A 15,793-nucleotide genomic window follows, 5' to 3' on the forward strand; every position below is an offset into this window, starting at 1 on the left:
GGCCGCATCCTCGACGATCTCACCACCCACCCTGACCGCCCGCTCCTTGAGCTTGCGACTGGCTTCGGAATTGCTGGGCGTGATGCCGGCGGCCGTCAGCAGCGCGGCGATACGGATGCCTTCTGCGGGCACCGCCACCTCCTTGATCTCCAGCAGTGACGTATCGCCCTGCCCCGTGACGACCGCATGCCAGCCCGCGATGGCCTTTTCGGCCTCACCCGCATCGTGGAACCGTGTCGCCAGTTCGCGCGCCAGCCGCAACTTCACGTCGCGCGGATTCAGCTCGCCACCGGCGACGGACGCCTTCAGCACAGCCGCCTCCGCCGCACTGATCTCGAAACTCAGCAGCTCGATCCAGCGCCACATCAGCTCGTCGCCGATCTTCATGGCCTTGGTGACGATGTCGATCGCCGGTTCGCTGACACCGATGTAGTTGCCCAGCGACTTGGACATCTTGTTGACGCCATCCAGGCCTTCCAGCAGCGGCATGGTCAGCACGATCTGGGGGGGCTGGTCGTGGTGCTCCTGCAGACCGCGGCCCATCAGCAGGTTGAACTTCTGATCGGTACCACCGAGCTCGACGTCCGCCTGCAGCGCCACGGAGTCGTAGCCCTGCACGAGCGGATAGAGGAATTCATGGATGGCGATGGACTGCTGGGCGGCGTAGCGCTTGGCGAAGTCGTCGCGCTCCAGCATGCGGGCCACGGTGTGCTGGCCGGCCAGGCGGATCATGTCCGCCGCACCCATCTTGCCGAACCATTCGGAATTGAAGCGGACTTCAGTCTTCTCCCGGTCCAGCACCTTGAACACCTGGTCTTCATAGGTACGCGCGTTGGCCAGCACGTCCTCGCGGGTCAGCGGCTTGCGGGTGACGTTCTTGCCCGACGGGTCGCCGATCATTCCGGTGAAGTCGCCGATCAGGAAGATCACCTGGTGCCCCAGATCCTGGAACTGCCGCATCTTGTTCAGCAGCACCGTGTGGCCGAGGTGCAGGTCCGGCGCGGTGGGGTCGAAACCCGCCTTCACGCGCAGCGGGCGCCCCACTTGCAGGCGGGCCTCCAGATCTTCGGATTTGAGGATTTCGTCGGCGCCACGGCCGATCAGGGCAAGAGCTTCTGCAGAGGACACGGGATAACGGTTCCAGTAGGGGGCGGCCCTGTGAAGGCCAAGTCAGTGACGTGAAGCTGGCGTTAAAAGAAAGTAAATAGTGATACCAATCAAAAAAGCTATTTGACTCAATGGTTTGACGCGAAGTCTTCGCGTGTCTATGGTACGCCGATTGGGGCTTTGCCTTGGCTCCGGGGTGCAACCTTGATGCAAACTCATGGGGGCGGCAACAGCCGCAAGCAACTCTTCCGGGATCGCCTGGGAGTACTCCGCGATACTGCGGTTAAACGGCATCTGCCGGAAGGGCGCTGGACGCGCCGCCATTGGATCCACGCCAGCCTGTTCACCACCATCGGTGTACTGATGGCGACCATCGTGCCGGGCTTCTCCAGTGCGATCCAGGCACCGGTGTCCGAGCCGCGCAACACGCTGCTGCTCGATCTGCCCGAATTGTCGGCGGCCCGCCAGGCCGGTATTGCAGGCGACAGCTGGCAGGTCGTGCGGGTGAAGCCGGGCCAGACGATGGGCGCGATCTTCGAAGAACTGGGCATCCCGGCCACGACGCTGCACCGCATCCTGGACAATGCCGACGCCAAGAAGGCATTGACGCGACTGAAGCCAGGTACCGAGATCGCCTTCGATCTGCCGGTCACCGGCGGCCTGCGCACCCTGCGCTACGACCGCGACCCGAGCCACCGCGTCGAGCTGGTGGTCGGCGAGGACAAGGTCACCGAGCGCGTCATTGCGCGGGAGACCACCACCCGTACCGTCGTGCTCAGCGGCAAGGTGGGGCGTTCGTTGAATCGGTCGGCGCGAAAGGCCGGCCTGACGTCCGCCAACATCAACTCGATGACGGACGAGATCTTCAAGTACGACATCGACTTCAACTCCGACCTGGGCCCCGAAGACCGCTTCAGCGTCGTGGTCGAACAGACCTGGCGCGAGGGCGAGCTGATCAGTACCGGTCCGGTGCAGGCCGCCACCTTCACCGTGGACGGCAAGCTGCATTCAGGCTTCCGCTTCACCCGTCCGGGCGGCAAGCCGGAGTACTTCACCGCCGCCGGCCGCCCGCTGAAGAAGAACTTCATCCGCATGCCGATCGCGTACGCGCGCATGAGCTCCAAGTTCGGCGCGCGCCGCCACCCGGTGCTGGGCACGATGCGCATGCACAAGGGCGTGGACTACGCCGCGTCGACGGGTACGCCGATCATGGCGGCCGGCGATGGCCGCGTGCAGTTCGCAGGCTGGCAGGGCGGCTATGGCCGCACCGTGATCCTCGACCACGGCCGCGGCCACACCACGCTGTACGCGCACATGTCGCGCATGGGCAACATCAAGCAGGGCCAGCGCGTCGCGCAGGGCACGGTGATCGGTTACGTGGGCACTACCGGCCTGTCGACCGGTCCGCACCTGCACTACGAATTTCGCATCAACGGCGTGCACCGCAACCCGCTGTCGGTGACGATGCCGCCGCCGGAACCGCTGGCCGGCGCGCAGCTCGCGGCGTATCGCACCTACACCGCGAACGCGTTGGCACGCATCCGTACCGTCGAAGACATCATCTACGCCGATGTCGGCCCCACCGAAGACGCCAAGGCGACCACCGTCGCCGCCGCCAAGCCCGCGGCGGGCAAGAAGGGCGGCAAGGGCTGACGCCCATGCATGGCGGCAAGCGGAAAAAGGCGGGACACTGTCCCGCCTTTTTCTTGCCCGACGTTCCCGCATGACCGACGCCGTCCACGCCCTCACTTCCGAGCTTTACCTGGGCCTGATGTCAGGCACCAGCGCCGACGGCATCGACGCGGCGCTGGTGCGCTTCGACGGCGAAGGCCATGCCCTGCGCTGCGAACTGGTGCTCGGCCGCACGTTCGGCTGGGATGCGACGCTGCGTACCCAACTGGTCGCGCTGGGCCAGGGCGCTGACACGGTATCGCTGGATGCGCTGGGCACGCTGGACGGACGCATCGCGCTCGCCTTCGCCGAGGCGGCGCTGTCGCTGCTGCAGGAGGCCGGGGTGCCGCGCGGCCGCGTACGGGCGATCGGTTCCCACGGGCAGACGATCCGTCACCGGCCGCACGCGGACCCTCCCTTCACCTGGCAACTCGGCGACGGCAACGTCATCGCCGAACGCTCCGGCATCGCCACCGTCGCCGACTTCCGCCGTCGCGACGTGGCGGCGGGCGGCCAGGGCGCGCCGCTGATGCCGGCCTTCCACGCCGCACTGCTCGGCTCCACGCAGGAAGACCGCGCGGCCCTCAACCTGGGCGGCATCGCCAATTTCACCCTGCTGCCGGTTGCCGGTGACGTCCGCGGTTTCGATACCGGCCCGGCGAACGCGTTGATGGATGCCTGGTGCGAACGCCACACCGGCCACGCCTACGACGCCGACGGCGCCTTCGCCGCCAGCGGGCAGGTCAACGCGACGCTGCTGGCCCGCCTGCTGGCCGACCCGTGGTTCGCGCTGCCGCCACCGAAAAGCACCGGGCGCGAACACTTCCACCTGGACTGGCTGCAGGCGCGCATGGATGGCACCCCCGTGTCGAACGCGGACGTGCAGGCGACGCTGCTGGAACTCACCGCGCGCACCGTTGCGGACGCCTTGCAGATGACGCAGCCCGACACGCGCCGCGTGCTGGTCTGCGGCGGGGGCGTGCGCAATCCGGTGCTGATGGCGCGTCTGGCGGCCTATCTGCCGCAGGCCGTGGTGGAGTCCACCGCCGTGCACGGCCTGGATCCGGACTTCATGGAGGCGATGGGGTTCGCGTGGCTGGCCCGCGAAACGCTGGCCGGACGTCCCGGCAACCTGCCTGCGGTGACCGGCGCGTCGGGGCGCCGCGTGCTCGGCACCGTATATCCGGCCTAGAAGCCCTTGCCGGATGGCACTTCCCTGAGCGCGCTGATCGCATCGGCCAGCGCGTTGACTTCACGATCGCTCAGGCCGCCGCGGACTTCCGCCTCGCAGACGAACAGCCCCTGCTCCAGCAGGTTGACGATGGTGTCGTGGATCGGCCAGCCCCGCGCGTGCGAGACGCGCCGGATGCGCTCGGCCAGGATCGGATCCACGTCCTTCAGCACGATGTCGGTCATTGCCCCGTCCCCTGCACTCCCCATCGGCAGACTGTAGCGCACGCGCTCAGTCTGTCGTCGCGCCCGCGGGCCTGTCCACGCCGCTCGCAGGCTGGTGGTCGCCGCCGAACCGGATCCGTGGCGCCAGCCAGAAGAACAGCACGACCGCCGGCACCGCCACCAGCGCGGTGATCCAGAAATACACACCGTAGCCGGTCTGCTCGACGATGCCGCCGGAGACCGCGCTGAGCAGCTTGCCCGGCAGCATCACCAGCGAGGAGAACAGCGCGTACTGGGTGGCGGTGAAGCGCTGGTTGACCAGCGCCGACAGGAAAGCCACCAGTGTGGTGCCCTGGAAGCCCTGCGCCAGGTTCTCGCCGGAGATCACCATCGTCAGCTTCCACAGGTCGCCATCGGCACCGATCAGCCACACATACAGCAGGTTGCTGACCGCGCCCAGCACGATGCCCGCCAGCAGCGGCCATTTCACGCCCCAGCGCGCGATCGCGATGCCCGCCAGGAATACGCCGCCCAGACCCACCCAGATGCCGTAGAACTTGGTGACGGTCGCGATCTCGGTCTTGGTGAACCCTTGGCCGAGATAGAACGGCGCCATGATGCCGCCGCCCAGCGACTGGTCGGAGATCTTCGCCAGCAGGATGAAGGCCAGCAGCGCGAGGGCCAGCGCCGCACCGAAACGGCGGAAAAAATCCAGGAACGGCTCCACCACGCCTTCCTGCAGGCCCTGCGCCCAGGTCGTCATCCTGACGCGCACCACGTCAGGCTCCGAGGCGAGCAGGACCGCGACCACCGGAATCACCATGAACCCGGCCATGGCGACGTACACCTGCGGCCACGGCACGTGATCGGCGAGCACGAGCGCCAGCATGCCGGTGATGATCAGTGCGATGCGGTAGCCCAGCGAGTACGTCGCGAGCAGCGCGCCCTGCGACTCCTGCGGCGCGATCTCGATGCGGTAGGCGTCCACCGCGATATCCAGCGTGGCGCCCGCGAACGCCGTCAGTAGCGTGACCCAGATGAAAGGCGCCAGCTTGCCAGGCGTCAGGTGCGCCATCAGCAGCAGCCCGGCGATGACCACCGCCAGCGCCAGCAGCAGCCAACCCCGGCGCTGGCCGAACCGGCCCAGCAGCGGCAGGCGCCAGCGATCCACCAGCGGCGCCCACAGGAACTTCAGCGTGTACGTCAGGCCGGCGCTGGCGATCAGGGTGATGTTCTTCAGCTCCAGCCCGTTCTCGGTCAACCAGTACGCCAGCGTGCCGGCCACCAGCAGGAACGGCATGCCGGAGGCGAAGCCGAAGAAGAACATTGTCCATGCCGACGGCTGCGCGAACGCGCGCCAGACCGAGGGCTTGGACGGGCGATCGCTGGCGGTCGTCATCAGGTGTAGTCCACCGTGAAGGGGGCATGGTCGGAGAAGCGCTGCTCACGGTAGATCGAACAGGCGGTGAGGCGGTCGCGCAGCGACGGCGTGACGAACTGGTAGTCGATCCGCCATCCCACGTTGTTGGCGCGCGCGGCGCCACGGTTGCTCCACCACGTGTAGTCCTGTCCTTCCGGATGCAACACGCGGTAGGCGTCGACCCAGCCGCCCTCGTCCACGCACATCCCGTTCAACCAGTCGCGCTCGGGCGGCAGGCAGCCGGAATTCTTCTGGTTGCTGGTCCAGTTCCTGATGTCGAGGCGGCTGCGCACGATGTTCCAGTCCCCGCACAGCACGTAATGGCGGCCGCTGCGGCGCCATTCGTCCAGCACCGGCGCCAGCCAGTCCATCACCTTGAACTTGAAGCCCTGGCGCTCGTCGCCGGACGAACCGGACGGGATGTAGAACGACACCACGCTCAGGTCGCCGAAGCGCGCCTCGATGTAGCGGCCTTCCTCGTCGAAATCGGGCCAGCCCAGCGCGGTGCGGACCTCGTCGGGCTCGCGTCGGGCGTAGATGGCCACGCCGCTGTAACCCTTCTTGGTGGTGGCGTCGCGGAACCAGGCCTTGTAGCCGGCCGGCAGGAATTCGGGGCCGGCCAGTTGATGTTCCTGCGCCTTGGTCTCCTGCACGCAGAGCACGTCGGCGTTCTGCGCAGCGAACCAGTCGAAGAAGCCCTTGGTGGCGGCCGAGCGCAGGCCGTTGGCGTTGAAGCTGATGATGCGCATGGACACGTCGTTCGTCGGAAACCGGGCAAGCGTACCCGAACCGGCGCGTCCGTCGCGCGGCGCCGGCCGTCACGGGGTTATCCTGTCCTCTCACACGTTCAGCCCCGTGCCGCCGATGACCGATCACCGCGCCCGCTTCCTCCAGCTCGCCCTGCACGCGCAGGCGCTGCGCTTCGGCCAGTTCACGTTGAAATCGGGACGGCAGAGCCCGTATTTCTTCAATGCGGGACGCTTCGACAGCGGCGCGCGGCTGGCCGGGCTGGCCGCGTGCTACGCCGACGCCGTCGAGGAAGCCGGCCTGGCGTTCGACCTGCTGTTCGGACCGGCCTACAAGGGCATTCCGCTGGCGACCGCCGTGGCCTGCGAATTCGCCCGCCGCGGCCGCGATGTGCCGGTGGCGTTCAATCGCAAGGAAGCCAAGGATCATGGCGAAGGCGGTCTGCTGATCGGCGCGCCGCTGGAAGACCGTCAGGTGCTGATCGTCGACGACGTGATCACCGCCGGCACCGCGATCCGTGAAGCGCTGGGGCTGATCCGCGCCGGGGGCGGCATGCCGGCCGGCATCGTGGTGGCGCTCGACCGGCAGGAAGCGCTGGGCGAACCCGGTGCCGGCGGCGTGCGCCGCTCGGCCGCGCAATCCGTGGCCGACGAGACCGGCGTGCCGGTGGTTGCCGTGGCCAACCTCCACGACCTGCTTGCATTTGCAGGCGAAACCGCCGACCTTGTCCGCCATCGCGACGACCTGCTGGCTTACCGGGCCCGCTACGGCAGCGCGATCCAGGACTGACAGCAGGGGGCTGCCATGAACGTCCGCACTTCCTACATGCTGGCCGCCGTGCTGCTGGCTGCGCCGCTGGTGCATGCCCAAGGCAATCGGGGCGCGTCGGCACCGGCCAACAAGAAACTCTTCTGCTGGGAAGAGAAGGGCCAGCGCGTGTGCAGCGATGCGTTGCCGGCCGATGCCGTCAATGTCGCGCGCGACGAGATCAGCGCCAGCAGCGGCATGCGCACCGGCGGCGTGGATCGCGCCATGACCGACGACGAACGCGCCCAGGCCGCCATCGAGGCGCAACAGCAGCTGATCGATGCCGCCGCCGCGGACATGCGCCGCCGCACCGATGCCGCGATGCTGCTGTCGTACCGCAACGAAGACGAACTGCGCAGGGTTTTCAACGAGCGCACGGCCATCGTCGACAACAACGTGCGCATGGCCGGCTACAACGCCGTCAGCCTGCGCGACGGCCTGATCACCCTGCTGCAGACCGCGGGCGACCGGGAGCTGTCGGACCAGCCCGTCCCGCCGGCCATGGTCGCCTCCATCCACCAGCGCCATGCGGAACTGGTCCGCACGCGCCGCCTGCAGCAGAGCTTCGAGAAGCAGCGCACGGACCTGGACGCGGAGATCGCCGATATCCTGCGGCGCTTCCGCGAAATGAAGGGCATCACGCCCGAGCAGGCCGAAGAGGCCGCCCTGAACGCCACGCCCGTACCCGAGGCTCCGCCCCCCGCTCGGCGCTAGGGCGTTCCCTTCGACCGGCGTGCCTCTGCGCCGGAAAACGGAAACGCCGGCCAATGCCCGGCGTTTTTCGTGTGGCAACCCGCTTCCGGGGTCAGAAGGTCATCTTCAGTTCCGGTGCCAGCGCCTGCAGGCGCGTGCGGAACTCGTTCTTGATGCGCTCCAGCGCCGCGTGGTCGTCGGCCTCGAAACGCAGCACCAGGATCGGCGTGGTATTGGAGGCGCGCACCAGGCCCCAGCCGTCGTCCCAGTCCGCGCGCAGGCCGTCGATCGTGGACAGGCGCGCGCCCTCGAACTCGGCGCCGTCGACGAACCGCTCGACGATGGCGTGCGGGGTACCTTCCGGCACGTCGACCTTGATCTCGGGCGTCGATACACCGTCCGGCAGTTCGGCCAGCACGTCGGAAGGCGTCTCCGTGCGGTTCGCCAGGATCTCCAGCAGGCGGGCGGCCGAATACAGGCCATCGTCGAACCCGTACCAGCGCTCCTGGAAGAAGAAGTGGCCGCTCATCTCGCCGGCCAGTTCCGCGCCGCTTTCGCGCATCTTGGCCTTGATCAGCGAATGGCCGGTCTTCCACATCATCGGGGTGCCGCCATGGCGCAGCACCCAGCCCTGCATCTTCCCGGTGCACTTCACGTCGTAGATGATCAGCGCGCCCGGATTCCGCTCCAGCACGTCGGCCGCGAACAGCATCAGCAGGCGGTCCGGGAAGATGATCGCGCCTTCCTTCGTCACCACGCCGAGACGGTCGCCGTCGCCGTCGAAGGCCAGGCCGATGTCGGCGTCGAAGCGCTTCACCGTCTGGATCAGGTCTTCCAGGTTGTGCGGCTCGCTGGGATCCGGGTGGTGGTTCGGGAAGGTGCCGTCGACCTCGCAGTACAGCGGGATCACGTCGGCGCCGATGGCTTCCAGCAGCTGCGGCGCGATGTCGCCCGCCACGCCGTTGCCCGCATCCACCACGACCTTCAGCGGACGCTCCAGCTGCACGTCGTCGGCGATGCGCTGGATGTAGTCGGCGGCGATGTCGCGCTGTTGCAGGTCGCCGGGGACGCCCGCGACGTACAGGCGGTTGTCGCGGATGCGCTCGTACAGGTCGGTGATGGCGTCGCCCGACAGGGTCTGCCCGCCGACCACGATCTTGAAGCCGTTGTAGTCCGGCGGATTGTGGCTGCCGGTCACCGCCACGCAACTGCCCGCGCGCAGGTGGTAGGCGCCGAAGTAGGCCACCGGCGTCGGCGCCAGACCGATGTCGATGACGTTGCGGCCCGCCTTGCGCAGGCCCTCGATCAGTCCGCCGATCAGGTCCGGCCCGGACAGGCGGCCATCGCGGCCGACGACGATGTCGGTCAGGTCTTCGTCGCGCATCACCGAGCCAATGGCCAGGCCGATCAGCTCGGCGACCTCGACGCTCAGCGACTTGCCGACGATGCCGCGGATGTCGTAGGCGCGGAAGATGCCGGGGTCGACATCGACCGTCCTGTCTCCGGCCTGGCGATACGCTTCCCCGTCTTCCTCGGCGGCCACGACGGCGCGTCCGGGGACAACGGGCGGCGGTTCGCGCAGCAGCGCTTCGCCGAGGGTGGGTTCTTCCGTGACGCTCATCTCTGTTCCTTTCTTCCCAAACCGTCCCAGGCCGACGCCGCCGCGCGCGAACACCACCGCCGCGATCGCCAGCCCGGCCAGCACCGCCGCGACGACCAGCGCGGGGATCGCCCCCAGACCCAGCGGACCGGATTCGCTGTCGGGAACCGCCGTCGCCACGCGCAGGCCGGTCTTGCCGACCGCGTGGGCCATGCGCTCGGCCCCGTCCGCCAGCCGGCTGCTGCCGCGCTCCTTGATCGAGTAGCCGCCCTGGCGAAGCGCCAGATAGCCATTGGCCGGCATCGACACCTGATCGAAGCCGTCGGTCAGCCGCGACAACGGCAGCTGCGCATACAGCACGCCCTGCGGTACCGCTGCCGCGAGGCCGAAGGCGGCCTGCTTGCCATCCTTCACCACCCGACTCGCCACGGCCTCGCCCTGCATGCCGGCTTCCAGCAGGGCCAGCTTGCTGAAGCCGAAGGTCGGAGCGGCGTCGTAGGCCGCCTGCAGCCCGCCCTCCAGGATCTCCACCCGCTCCACGCCGGCCCAGCCCTCACGGATGGCGGCTACCGCCGCACTCGTGTCGTTCGCGGCCAGCGCCGCCTTCACGGGTGCGGATGCCAGGCGCTGCCGCAGCTGTTTGACCTGCGCCGCGTGGCTGGCCTGCACGGCCTGTACCGCCTGGTCACGCGCCCGTTCGACATCCGCCAGCAGGCCGGCGTCGCGCCATTGCCGGATGCCGCTCCACGCCAGCAGCGCGGCCAGCAGTGCGAGCAGCACCGCCAGTTTCGGCAATGCACTGCGTAGGTCGCCCACGGCCATGCGCGCGCGGCTCTCGTTCGTCGTGTTCATCGGTTCGTCCCCTGTCACCGCACGCCGGTGTGGCCGAAGCCACCCGTCCCTCGTGCGCTGTCGGCGAAAGTATCCACCACTTGCAGGCTCACGCGCACGACGGGCAACACCATGACCTGGGCGATGCGGTCGCCGGGCTGGATGGTGAAGGCCTCGTGCCCCCGGTTCCATACACTGATCAGCAGCGGCCCCTGGTAATCAGCGTCGATCAGGCCGGTGCCATTGCCCAGCACGATGCCGTGGCGGTGGCCCAGCCCGGAGCGCGGCAGCACCACCGCGCACAACTGCGGGTCACCCAGGTGCAGGGCGATGCCGCTGGGCACGAGCGCCGCGTCGCCGGGCTCCAGCACCAACGGCGCTTCCAGCGCCGCGCGCAGGTCCATGCCGGCACTGGCCTCGGTGGCGTAGGCCGGGAGCGGCCATTCGTCCCCGAAGCGGGGATCCAGCAGCTTCACTTCCACGGTGCGCTCTGCGCTCATGCGTTCAGTCGCTCCACGATCAGGTCGATGAGTTCGTCGGCCAACTGCTTCTTCGGCGCGGACGCGAAGCTGCGCTCGCCGTCTTTCCAGTACGCCGTCATGGCATTGCTGTCGCTCTCGAAGCCGCCATCGGCGATGCCCACGCGGTTGGCCACGATCATGTCCAGCCGCTTGGCCTCCAGCTTCCTGCGCGCGTACTCGGCGACGTTGTTGGTCTCGGCGGCGAAGCCGACCACCAGCTTCAACGCCTGCGTCTGCGCGGCGACTTCGGCCAGGATGTCGGGCGTGCGCACCAGGTCCAGCGCCAGCGACTCGCTGGACTTCTTGATCTTGTTGGCGGCCGGCTCGCGCGGGGTGTAGTCCGCCACGGCGGCGGCCCCGATGTAGATGTCGGCCGGCAGTGCGGCGAAGACGGCGTCGTGCATCTGTGCGGCCGACCGCACGTCCACGCGGCTCACGCCCGCCGGCGTGGACAGATGCACTGGACCCGCCACCAGGGTGACGCTGGCGCCGCGCCGCGCCGCGCTGGCGGCGACGGCGAAGCCCATCTTACCGCTGCTGCGGTTGCCGAGGTAGCGGACCGGATCCAGGTCCTCATAGGTGGGGCCGGCGCTGACCACGACCTTCAACCCGGCCAGGTCCTGCGGCCCCTGCGGAACGGCAGCGGCCTGGTGGGCCAGGGCGGCGACGATCTCGTCCGGCTCGGCCAGCCGGCCGGGTCCGGATTCGCCCTCGGCGAGCGGACCGTCGTTCGGGCCCACCACCTGCACATCGCGGCCGCGCAGCGTGGCCAGATTGGCCTGGGTGGCAGGGTGCTGCCACATGCGGTGGTTCATCGCGGGCGCAAGGGTGATCGGGGCGGTGGTCGCCAGGCACAGCGTGGTCACCAGATCGTCGGCGAGCCCATGCGCCAGCCGTGCCATCAGGTCGGCGGTGGCCGGTGCCACGATCACCCGATCCGCCCAGCGCGCCAGTTCGATATGGCCCATCGCCTGCTCGGCCGCACTGTCCCACAGGGTGGTGCGGGTGGGGTGGCCGGACAGGGCCTGGAAGCTCAGCGGCGTCACGAACTGCTGGGCGCCGGCGGTCATCGCGACCTGCACGTCCGCCCCCGCGTCGCGCAGCCGGCGCACCAGTTCCAGCGCCTTGTAGGCGGCAATCCCACCCCCCACGCACAGCAGCAGGCGTTGCCCCGCCAGTCCCCGCGCCTTGTTGTCCGATCCACTCACGTCGGCCCATTCCTACGTCGATACCGGCGATTAGCTTACCCGAACGCCCCGTAACGCCCGATGCCAGCACGGCCGCCGCCGGTCGACCATGCCCGCATGCATATACGCGACTGGCCCCACGACGAACGTCCCCGCGAGAAGCTGCTGGCCCGCGGTCCCGCCAGCCTCAGCGATGCCGAACTGCTGGCGATTTTCCTCGGTTCCGGTCTGCGCGGACGTGACGCCGTCGCCACTGCCCGAGAGCTGCTGGCCCAGCACGGTCCGCTGCGCGCCCTGCTGGAACGTCCGCCCGCCGACATGATCCCCCTCCCCGGCCTGGGGCCGGCCCGCGCCTGCGCCCTCGCCGCCGCGCTGGAACTCGGCACCCGCCTGCTGCACGCCTCGCTGGAACGCGGCGACGCGATCGGGGACCCGGAGGCCGCCGGCCGCTACTTCGCACAGCGGCTGCGTGGCCGGCCACATGAGGTCTTCGCCGCACTGTTCCTCGATACCCGCCATCGCGTGCTGGCCTTCGAGGAGTTGTTCCAAGGCTCGGTGGACAGCGCCGAAGTGCACCCGCGCGAAGTCGCCCGACGCGCGCTCGCCCTGAATGCGACCGCGCTGATCGTCGGCCACAACCATCCGTCAGGCTGCGCGGAACCGTCCGCCGCCGACCGTGCGGTCACGCAACGGCTGAAACAGGCGTTGACGCTGGTGGATGTGCGCCTGCTGGACCATTTCGTCGTAGGCGACGGACCGCCGCAATCGATGGCGGCGCGCGGCTGGGTCTGACGCGGCCAAGCCTGGGCGGGCCTCGCTGAACCGCGCCGACCCCACCTGGGGACCGGGAAAACCTAGAATAGGCGGTTCCCACGCAACACGACGGTCCTCCGTGAAAGCTTCCCTCCGCGCCTTGATCGCCCAGGGCATCGATGCCCTGCGCTCCGCCGGCACCCTGCCGGCCGACACCGCCACGCCCGATTTCGTGGTCGAGCGACCCAAGACCCGCGAGCACGGCGACTTCGCCACCAACGCCGCGATGCTGCTCGCCAAGGCCGCGCGCAGCAATCCCCGTGCGATCGCCACCGCGCTGGTCGAGGCCCTGCCCGCCAGCGACGATGTGGCCAAGGTCGAGATCGCCGGCCCCGGCTTCATCAACTTCCATCTGAGCCCCGGCGCGTACCAGCGCGAAGTCGCGGCGGCGCTGGCGCAGGGCGCCGCCTACGGCCGCAACGAGAGCGGCCAGGGCCGCATCGTGGGGGTGGAATACGTGTCGGCCAACCCGACCGGCCCGCTGCACGTCGGGCATGGCCGCGCCGGCGCCATCGGCGACTGCATCGCCCGCGTGCTGGCCGCCAACGGCTGGGACGCGAAGCGCGAGTTCTACTACAACGACGCCGGCGTGCAGATCGACAACCTGGCCAAGTCCACCCAGGCGCGCGCGCGGGGCGTGGTACCGGACGGCGAAGGCTGGCCGGAAGACGGCTATCGCGGCGACTACATCGCCGACGTGGCGCAGGCCTACCTCGCCGGCGACTCGGTCGAGGTCGAAGGCCACGTCGTCACCGGCGAGAAGGACCCGGACAACCTCGACGCCATCCGTCGCTTCGCCGTGGCCTACCTGCGCCGCGAGCAGAACCTGGACCTGGCCGCGTTCGGCGTGTCGTTCGACCGCTATTTCCTGGAAAGCTCGCTGTACGCCGACCAGAAGGTCGAGGAGACCGTGCGCAAGCTGGTCGCCTCCGGCCACACCTACGAAGAGGGTGGCGCGCTGTGGCTGAAGTCGACCGACTTCGGCGACGACAAGGACCGCGTGATGCGCAAGTCCGACGGCACCTATACCTACTTCGTGCCGGACGTCGCCTACCACCTCAGCAAGTGGCAGCGCGGCTACGAGCGTGCGATCACCGAACTGGGCGCCGACCACCACGGCTCGCTGGCCCGCGTGAAAGCCGGCCTGCAGGCGCTGGGCGAAGGCATCCCGCAGGGCTATCCGGAGTACGTGCTGCACCAGATGGTCACGGTGATGCGCGGCGGCGAGGAGGTGAAGCTGTCCAAGCGCGCGGGCAGCTACTTCACCCTGCGCGACCTGATCGAGGAAACCAGTGCCGACGCGACGCGCTGGTTCCTGATCGCGCGCAAGCCGGATTCGCAGCTGACGTTCGACATCGACCTCGCCCGCCAGCAGAGCAACGACAACCCCGTGTTCTACGTACAGTACGCGCACGCCCGCGTGTGCAGCCTGCTGCGCCAGGCCGGCGAGAAGGGCTACGCCTACGACCAGGCCAACGGCTTGGCGAACCTGGCGAAGCTCGACGACGACACCTCGCTGCAGCTGATGGTCGAACTCTCGCGCTATCCGGAAGTGGTGGAAGCGGCCGGCGAATCGCTGGAACCGCACGCCGTGGCGCAATACCTGCGCGAGTTGGCCTATGCTTTCCACACGTGGTACGCGGGCACGCCGGTGTTGATCGACGACGCGGCCGCACGCGATGCGCGGCTGGCGCTGGCGCTGGCCGTGCGCCAGGCACTGGCGAACGGACTGGACCTGTTGGGCGTCAGCGCGCCCGAGAAGATGTGAGCGGAGAGCAGTAGATGGCAGCAAGGCGCGGCAAGAACCAGGCCACCCGCAACTCGAGCCATGCCACCCCGCCGTGGGTGTGGCTGGTGCTCGGCTTGCTGATCGGCTTGGCGGTGTATTTCATCGTGCCCGGCCTGGGCAAGAAGGACGGCGACGGCTTCTTCCGCCCGCAGCCCAATCCGGACGCACAGCCGGTGCCGGTCGACAGCGCCGACGTCGAGTCGGTCGTGCCCGATGCGCCTGCCGGCGATACGCCATCCGCGGCAGCGGCCGACGAATCCGGCGCGAAGGAAACGCAGTACGACTTCTACACCCTGCTGCCCGGCAAGGAAGTGCAGATGTCCGACGCGGAGCTGGCCGCCAGCGCACGTGAAGAGGACGCCCGCAAGGCGCGCGCCGCCCTGAACGGCCAGGCGACCACGCCGGTACCCGCTACGTCGGGTACGGAAACCGCGGCGGCGCCGCCGACCCCGATCAACGAAACCGTGCCGGCGCGCGCCGCCGAAACGCCGCGCGCGGCGGATGCCCCGGCCGCCCCCCGGCCCGCCCCCACCGTGGCCAGCGCCGACACCGGCGCACGCTACATCCTACAGGCCGGCGCCTTCGGTGCGTCCGGTGATGCCGAGGCCACCAAGGCCAAGATCGCCATGCTCGGCCTCAGCGCCCGTGTCGAATCGGCGCAGATCAACGGCAAGACCGTCTATCGCGTACGCATGGGGCCGTACGGCACCGCCAGCGAACTGGCCGAAGCGAAACAGAAGCTCGCCAGCGGCGGCCTGCCGGCGATGGCGGTGAAGGCGCAGTGAGCGCGGCGCGGCCGCCCTGGCAGCGCCTGGTGATGGCGACGGCCGCGGCGATGGTGTCGCTGCTCGTCGCATCATGGTTGGTCGGGCGCGCGCTGCCTTCGGCCTGGCAGGAAGTGGTGCAGACCCGCTGGGGATTCCTGACGCCGGTCAGCTACGTCGTCACCGCGCTCTGCATGGCTCTGGGGGGCGCATTGGCCGGCCATCGCTTCTTGATCGTCGCCGTCGGCCTGACGCTGGCCGTGTGGATCGCGACGCTGTCGGTGCTCGCCGGCATCGCCGGCTCGGCCTCGGACATCGCCTACCCGCTCGATTACCTGCTGCGCACGAATGCGCTCAGCGCCACGTTCTCCATGGTGGCCGCCGCAATCGGCGCCTGGCTCGGCGCCCTCTGGTACGCGCGCCGCGCCGCGCAGCGCTGACCGCTTTC

General features: G+C 69.0%; 15 protein-coding genes (1 of these 15 only partly in view). 8 read left to right on the forward strand and 7 right to left on the reverse strand.

The features are described 5' to 3' along the window. Positions 1 to 1,128, reverse strand: partial view of a tyrosine--tRNA ligase gene (gene tyrS / locus AC1Q5B_RS02695; protein ID WP_492630190.1) — the 5' portion only. Its footprint begins 81 nt before the window's first position; the window shows 1,128 of its 1,209 coding nt (coding positions 1–1,128); the start codon lies at positions 1,126 to 1,128; its stop codon lies beyond the left edge, outside the window. A 186-nt stretch (positions 1,129 to 1,314) separates the two neighbouring features. Between tyrS and AC1Q5B_RS02700 the strand changes: the two genes are divergently transcribed. After that, positions 1,315 to 2,760 (forward strand): M23 family metallopeptidase, encoded by a 1,446-nt coding sequence (locus AC1Q5B_RS02700; protein WP_492630191.1) that lies wholly within the window; start codon positions 1,315 to 1,317, stop codon positions 2,758 to 2,760. Positions 2,761 to 2,830: 70 nt separating this feature from the next. Beyond that, on the forward strand, positions 2,831 to 3,970 hold the full coding sequence (locus AC1Q5B_RS02705; protein WP_492630192.1) for an anhydro-N-acetylmuramic acid kinase: 1,140 nt from the start codon (positions 2,831 to 2,833) through the stop codon (positions 3,968 to 3,970). Here AC1Q5B_RS02705 and AC1Q5B_RS02710 read toward each other — a convergent pair. The 3 genes from AC1Q5B_RS02710 to AC1Q5B_RS02720 are packed head-to-tail and all read right to left on the reverse strand — an operon-like array spanning position 3,967 to position 6,342. Next, positions 3,967 to 4,194, reverse strand: a complete 228-nt coding sequence (locus AC1Q5B_RS02710) for a hypothetical protein (protein ID WP_492630193.1) — start codon at positions 4,192 to 4,194, stop codon at positions 3,967 to 3,969. The genes AC1Q5B_RS02705 and AC1Q5B_RS02710 overlap by 4 nt on opposite strands. A gap of 46 nt (positions 4,195 to 4,240) precedes the next feature. Continuing rightward, positions 4,241 to 5,572, reverse strand: coding sequence for an AmpG family muropeptide MFS transporter (locus AC1Q5B_RS02715; protein ID WP_492630194.1), 1,332 nt, complete (start codon positions 5,570 to 5,572; stop codon positions 4,241 to 4,243). Continuing rightward, on the reverse strand, positions 5,572 to 6,342 hold the full coding sequence (locus tag AC1Q5B_RS02720) for an exodeoxyribonuclease III (RefSeq protein WP_492630195.1): 771 nt from the start codon (positions 6,340 to 6,342) through the stop codon (positions 5,572 to 5,574). Before AC1Q5B_RS02720 ends, AC1Q5B_RS02715 begins: the two co-directional genes overlap by 1 nt. Positions 6,343 to 6,457: 115 nt before the next feature. Between AC1Q5B_RS02720 and pyrE the strand changes: the two genes are divergently transcribed. Next, positions 6,458 to 7,129, forward strand: a complete 672-nt coding sequence (pyrE, locus tag AC1Q5B_RS02725) for an orotate phosphoribosyltransferase (RefSeq protein ID WP_492630196.1) — start codon at positions 6,458 to 6,460, stop codon at positions 7,127 to 7,129. 15 nt (positions 7,130 to 7,144) lie between these two features. Then, a complete protein-coding gene (locus tag AC1Q5B_RS02730; protein ID WP_492630197.1) occupies positions 7,145 to 7,861 on the forward strand; it encodes a hypothetical protein in 717 nt (238 codons plus the stop codon). Between the two features lie 91 nt (positions 7,862 to 7,952). Here the strand turns inward: AC1Q5B_RS02730 and AC1Q5B_RS02735 are convergent, their stop codons facing one another. Genes AC1Q5B_RS02735 through coaBC form a run of 3 tightly spaced genes read right to left on the reverse strand, consistent with a single transcriptional unit; the run spans position 7,953 to position 12,000 of the window. Then, positions 7,953 to 10,292: a phosphomannomutase/phosphoglucomutase gene (locus tag AC1Q5B_RS02735; protein ID WP_492630198.1), complete on the reverse strand. Its 2,340-nt coding sequence runs from the start codon at positions 10,290 to 10,292 to the stop codon at positions 7,953 to 7,955. Between the two features lie 14 nt (positions 10,293 to 10,306). Continuing rightward, positions 10,307 to 10,771: a dUTP diphosphatase gene (dut, locus tag AC1Q5B_RS02740; protein ID WP_492630199.1), complete on the reverse strand. Its 465-nt coding sequence runs from the start codon at positions 10,769 to 10,771 to the stop codon at positions 10,307 to 10,309. Continuing rightward, entirely contained in the window at positions 10,768 to 12,000 is a 1,233-nt protein-coding gene (gene coaBC, locus AC1Q5B_RS02745) for a bifunctional phosphopantothenoylcysteine decarboxylase/phosphopantothenate--cysteine ligase CoaBC (RefSeq protein ID WP_492630200.1), read from the reverse strand. Before coaBC ends, dut begins: the two co-directional genes overlap by 4 nt. 96 nt (positions 12,001 to 12,096) lie before the next feature. On the opposite strand from coaBC, the gene radC reads away from it, so the two are divergent. The 4 genes from radC (at position 12,097) to AC1Q5B_RS02765 (ending at position 15,785) form a co-directional block, all read left to right on the forward strand. Further along, positions 12,097 to 12,771 carry a RadC family protein gene (gene radC / locus AC1Q5B_RS02750; protein ID WP_492630201.1) on the forward strand — a complete coding sequence of 225 codons (675 nt, stop codon included), beginning with the start codon at positions 12,097 to 12,099 and terminating at the stop codon, positions 12,769 to 12,771. 100 nt (positions 12,772 to 12,871) lie between these two features. Further along, positions 12,872 to 14,560, forward strand: a complete 1,689-nt coding sequence (argS, locus tag AC1Q5B_RS02755) for an arginine--tRNA ligase (protein WP_492630202.1) — start codon at positions 12,872 to 12,874, stop codon at positions 14,558 to 14,560. A gap of 14 nt (positions 14,561 to 14,574) precedes the next feature. Continuing rightward, a complete protein-coding gene (locus AC1Q5B_RS02760) occupies positions 14,575 to 15,366 on the forward strand; it encodes an SPOR domain-containing protein (RefSeq protein ID WP_492630203.1) in 792 nt (263 codons plus the stop codon). Further along, the gene (locus AC1Q5B_RS02765) at positions 15,363 to 15,785 is read left to right on the forward strand and encodes a hypothetical protein (RefSeq protein ID WP_492630204.1); all 423 of its coding nucleotides are present in this window, start codon (positions 15,363 to 15,365) and stop codon (positions 15,783 to 15,785) included. Before AC1Q5B_RS02760 ends, AC1Q5B_RS02765 begins: the two co-directional genes overlap by 4 nt. The last annotated feature ends 8 nt before the right edge of the window (positions 15,786 to 15,793 follow it).

The organism is Pseudoxanthomonas sp. GW835-FHT14C01 (genome assembly GCF_058793715.1).

Excerpts from the sequence above, each read along its gene's own strand:
- AC1Q5B_RS02700 (WP_492630191.1), top strand. The coding sequence starts at position 1,315 with ATGCAAACTCATGGGGGCGGCAACAGCCGCAAGCAACTCTTCCGGGAT.
- AC1Q5B_RS02705 (WP_492630192.1), top strand. The coding sequence starts at position 2,831 with ATGACCGACGCCGTCCACGCCCTCACTTCCGAGCTTTACCTGGGCCTG.
- AC1Q5B_RS02710 (WP_492630193.1), bottom strand. The coding sequence starts at position 4,194 with ATGACCGACATCGTGCTGAAGGACGTGGATCCGATCCTGGCCGAGCGC.
- AC1Q5B_RS02715 (WP_492630194.1), bottom strand. The coding sequence starts at position 5,572 with ATGACGACCGCCAGCGATCGCCCGTCCAAGCCCTCGGTCTGGCGCGCG.
- AC1Q5B_RS02720 (WP_492630195.1), bottom strand. The coding sequence starts at position 6,342 with ATGCGCATCATCAGCTTCAACGCCAACGGCCTGCGCTCGGCCGCCACC.
- pyrE (WP_492630196.1), top strand. The coding sequence starts at position 6,458 with ATGACCGATCACCGCGCCCGCTTCCTCCAGCTCGCCCTGCACGCGCAG.
- AC1Q5B_RS02730 (WP_492630197.1), top strand. The coding sequence starts at position 7,145 with ATGAACGTCCGCACTTCCTACATGCTGGCCGCCGTGCTGCTGGCTGCG.
- AC1Q5B_RS02735 (WP_492630198.1), bottom strand. The coding sequence starts at position 10,292 with ATGAACACGACGAACGAGAGCCGCGCGCGCATGGCCGTGGGCGACCTA.
- dut (WP_492630199.1), bottom strand. The coding sequence starts at position 10,771 with ATGAGCGCAGAGCGCACCGTGGAAGTGAAGCTGCTGGATCCCCGCTTC.
- radC (WP_492630201.1), top strand. The coding sequence starts at position 12,097 with ATGCATATACGCGACTGGCCCCACGACGAACGTCCCCGCGAGAAGCTG.
- AC1Q5B_RS02760 (WP_492630203.1), top strand. The coding sequence starts at position 14,575 with ATGGCAGCAAGGCGCGGCAAGAACCAGGCCACCCGCAACTCGAGCCAT.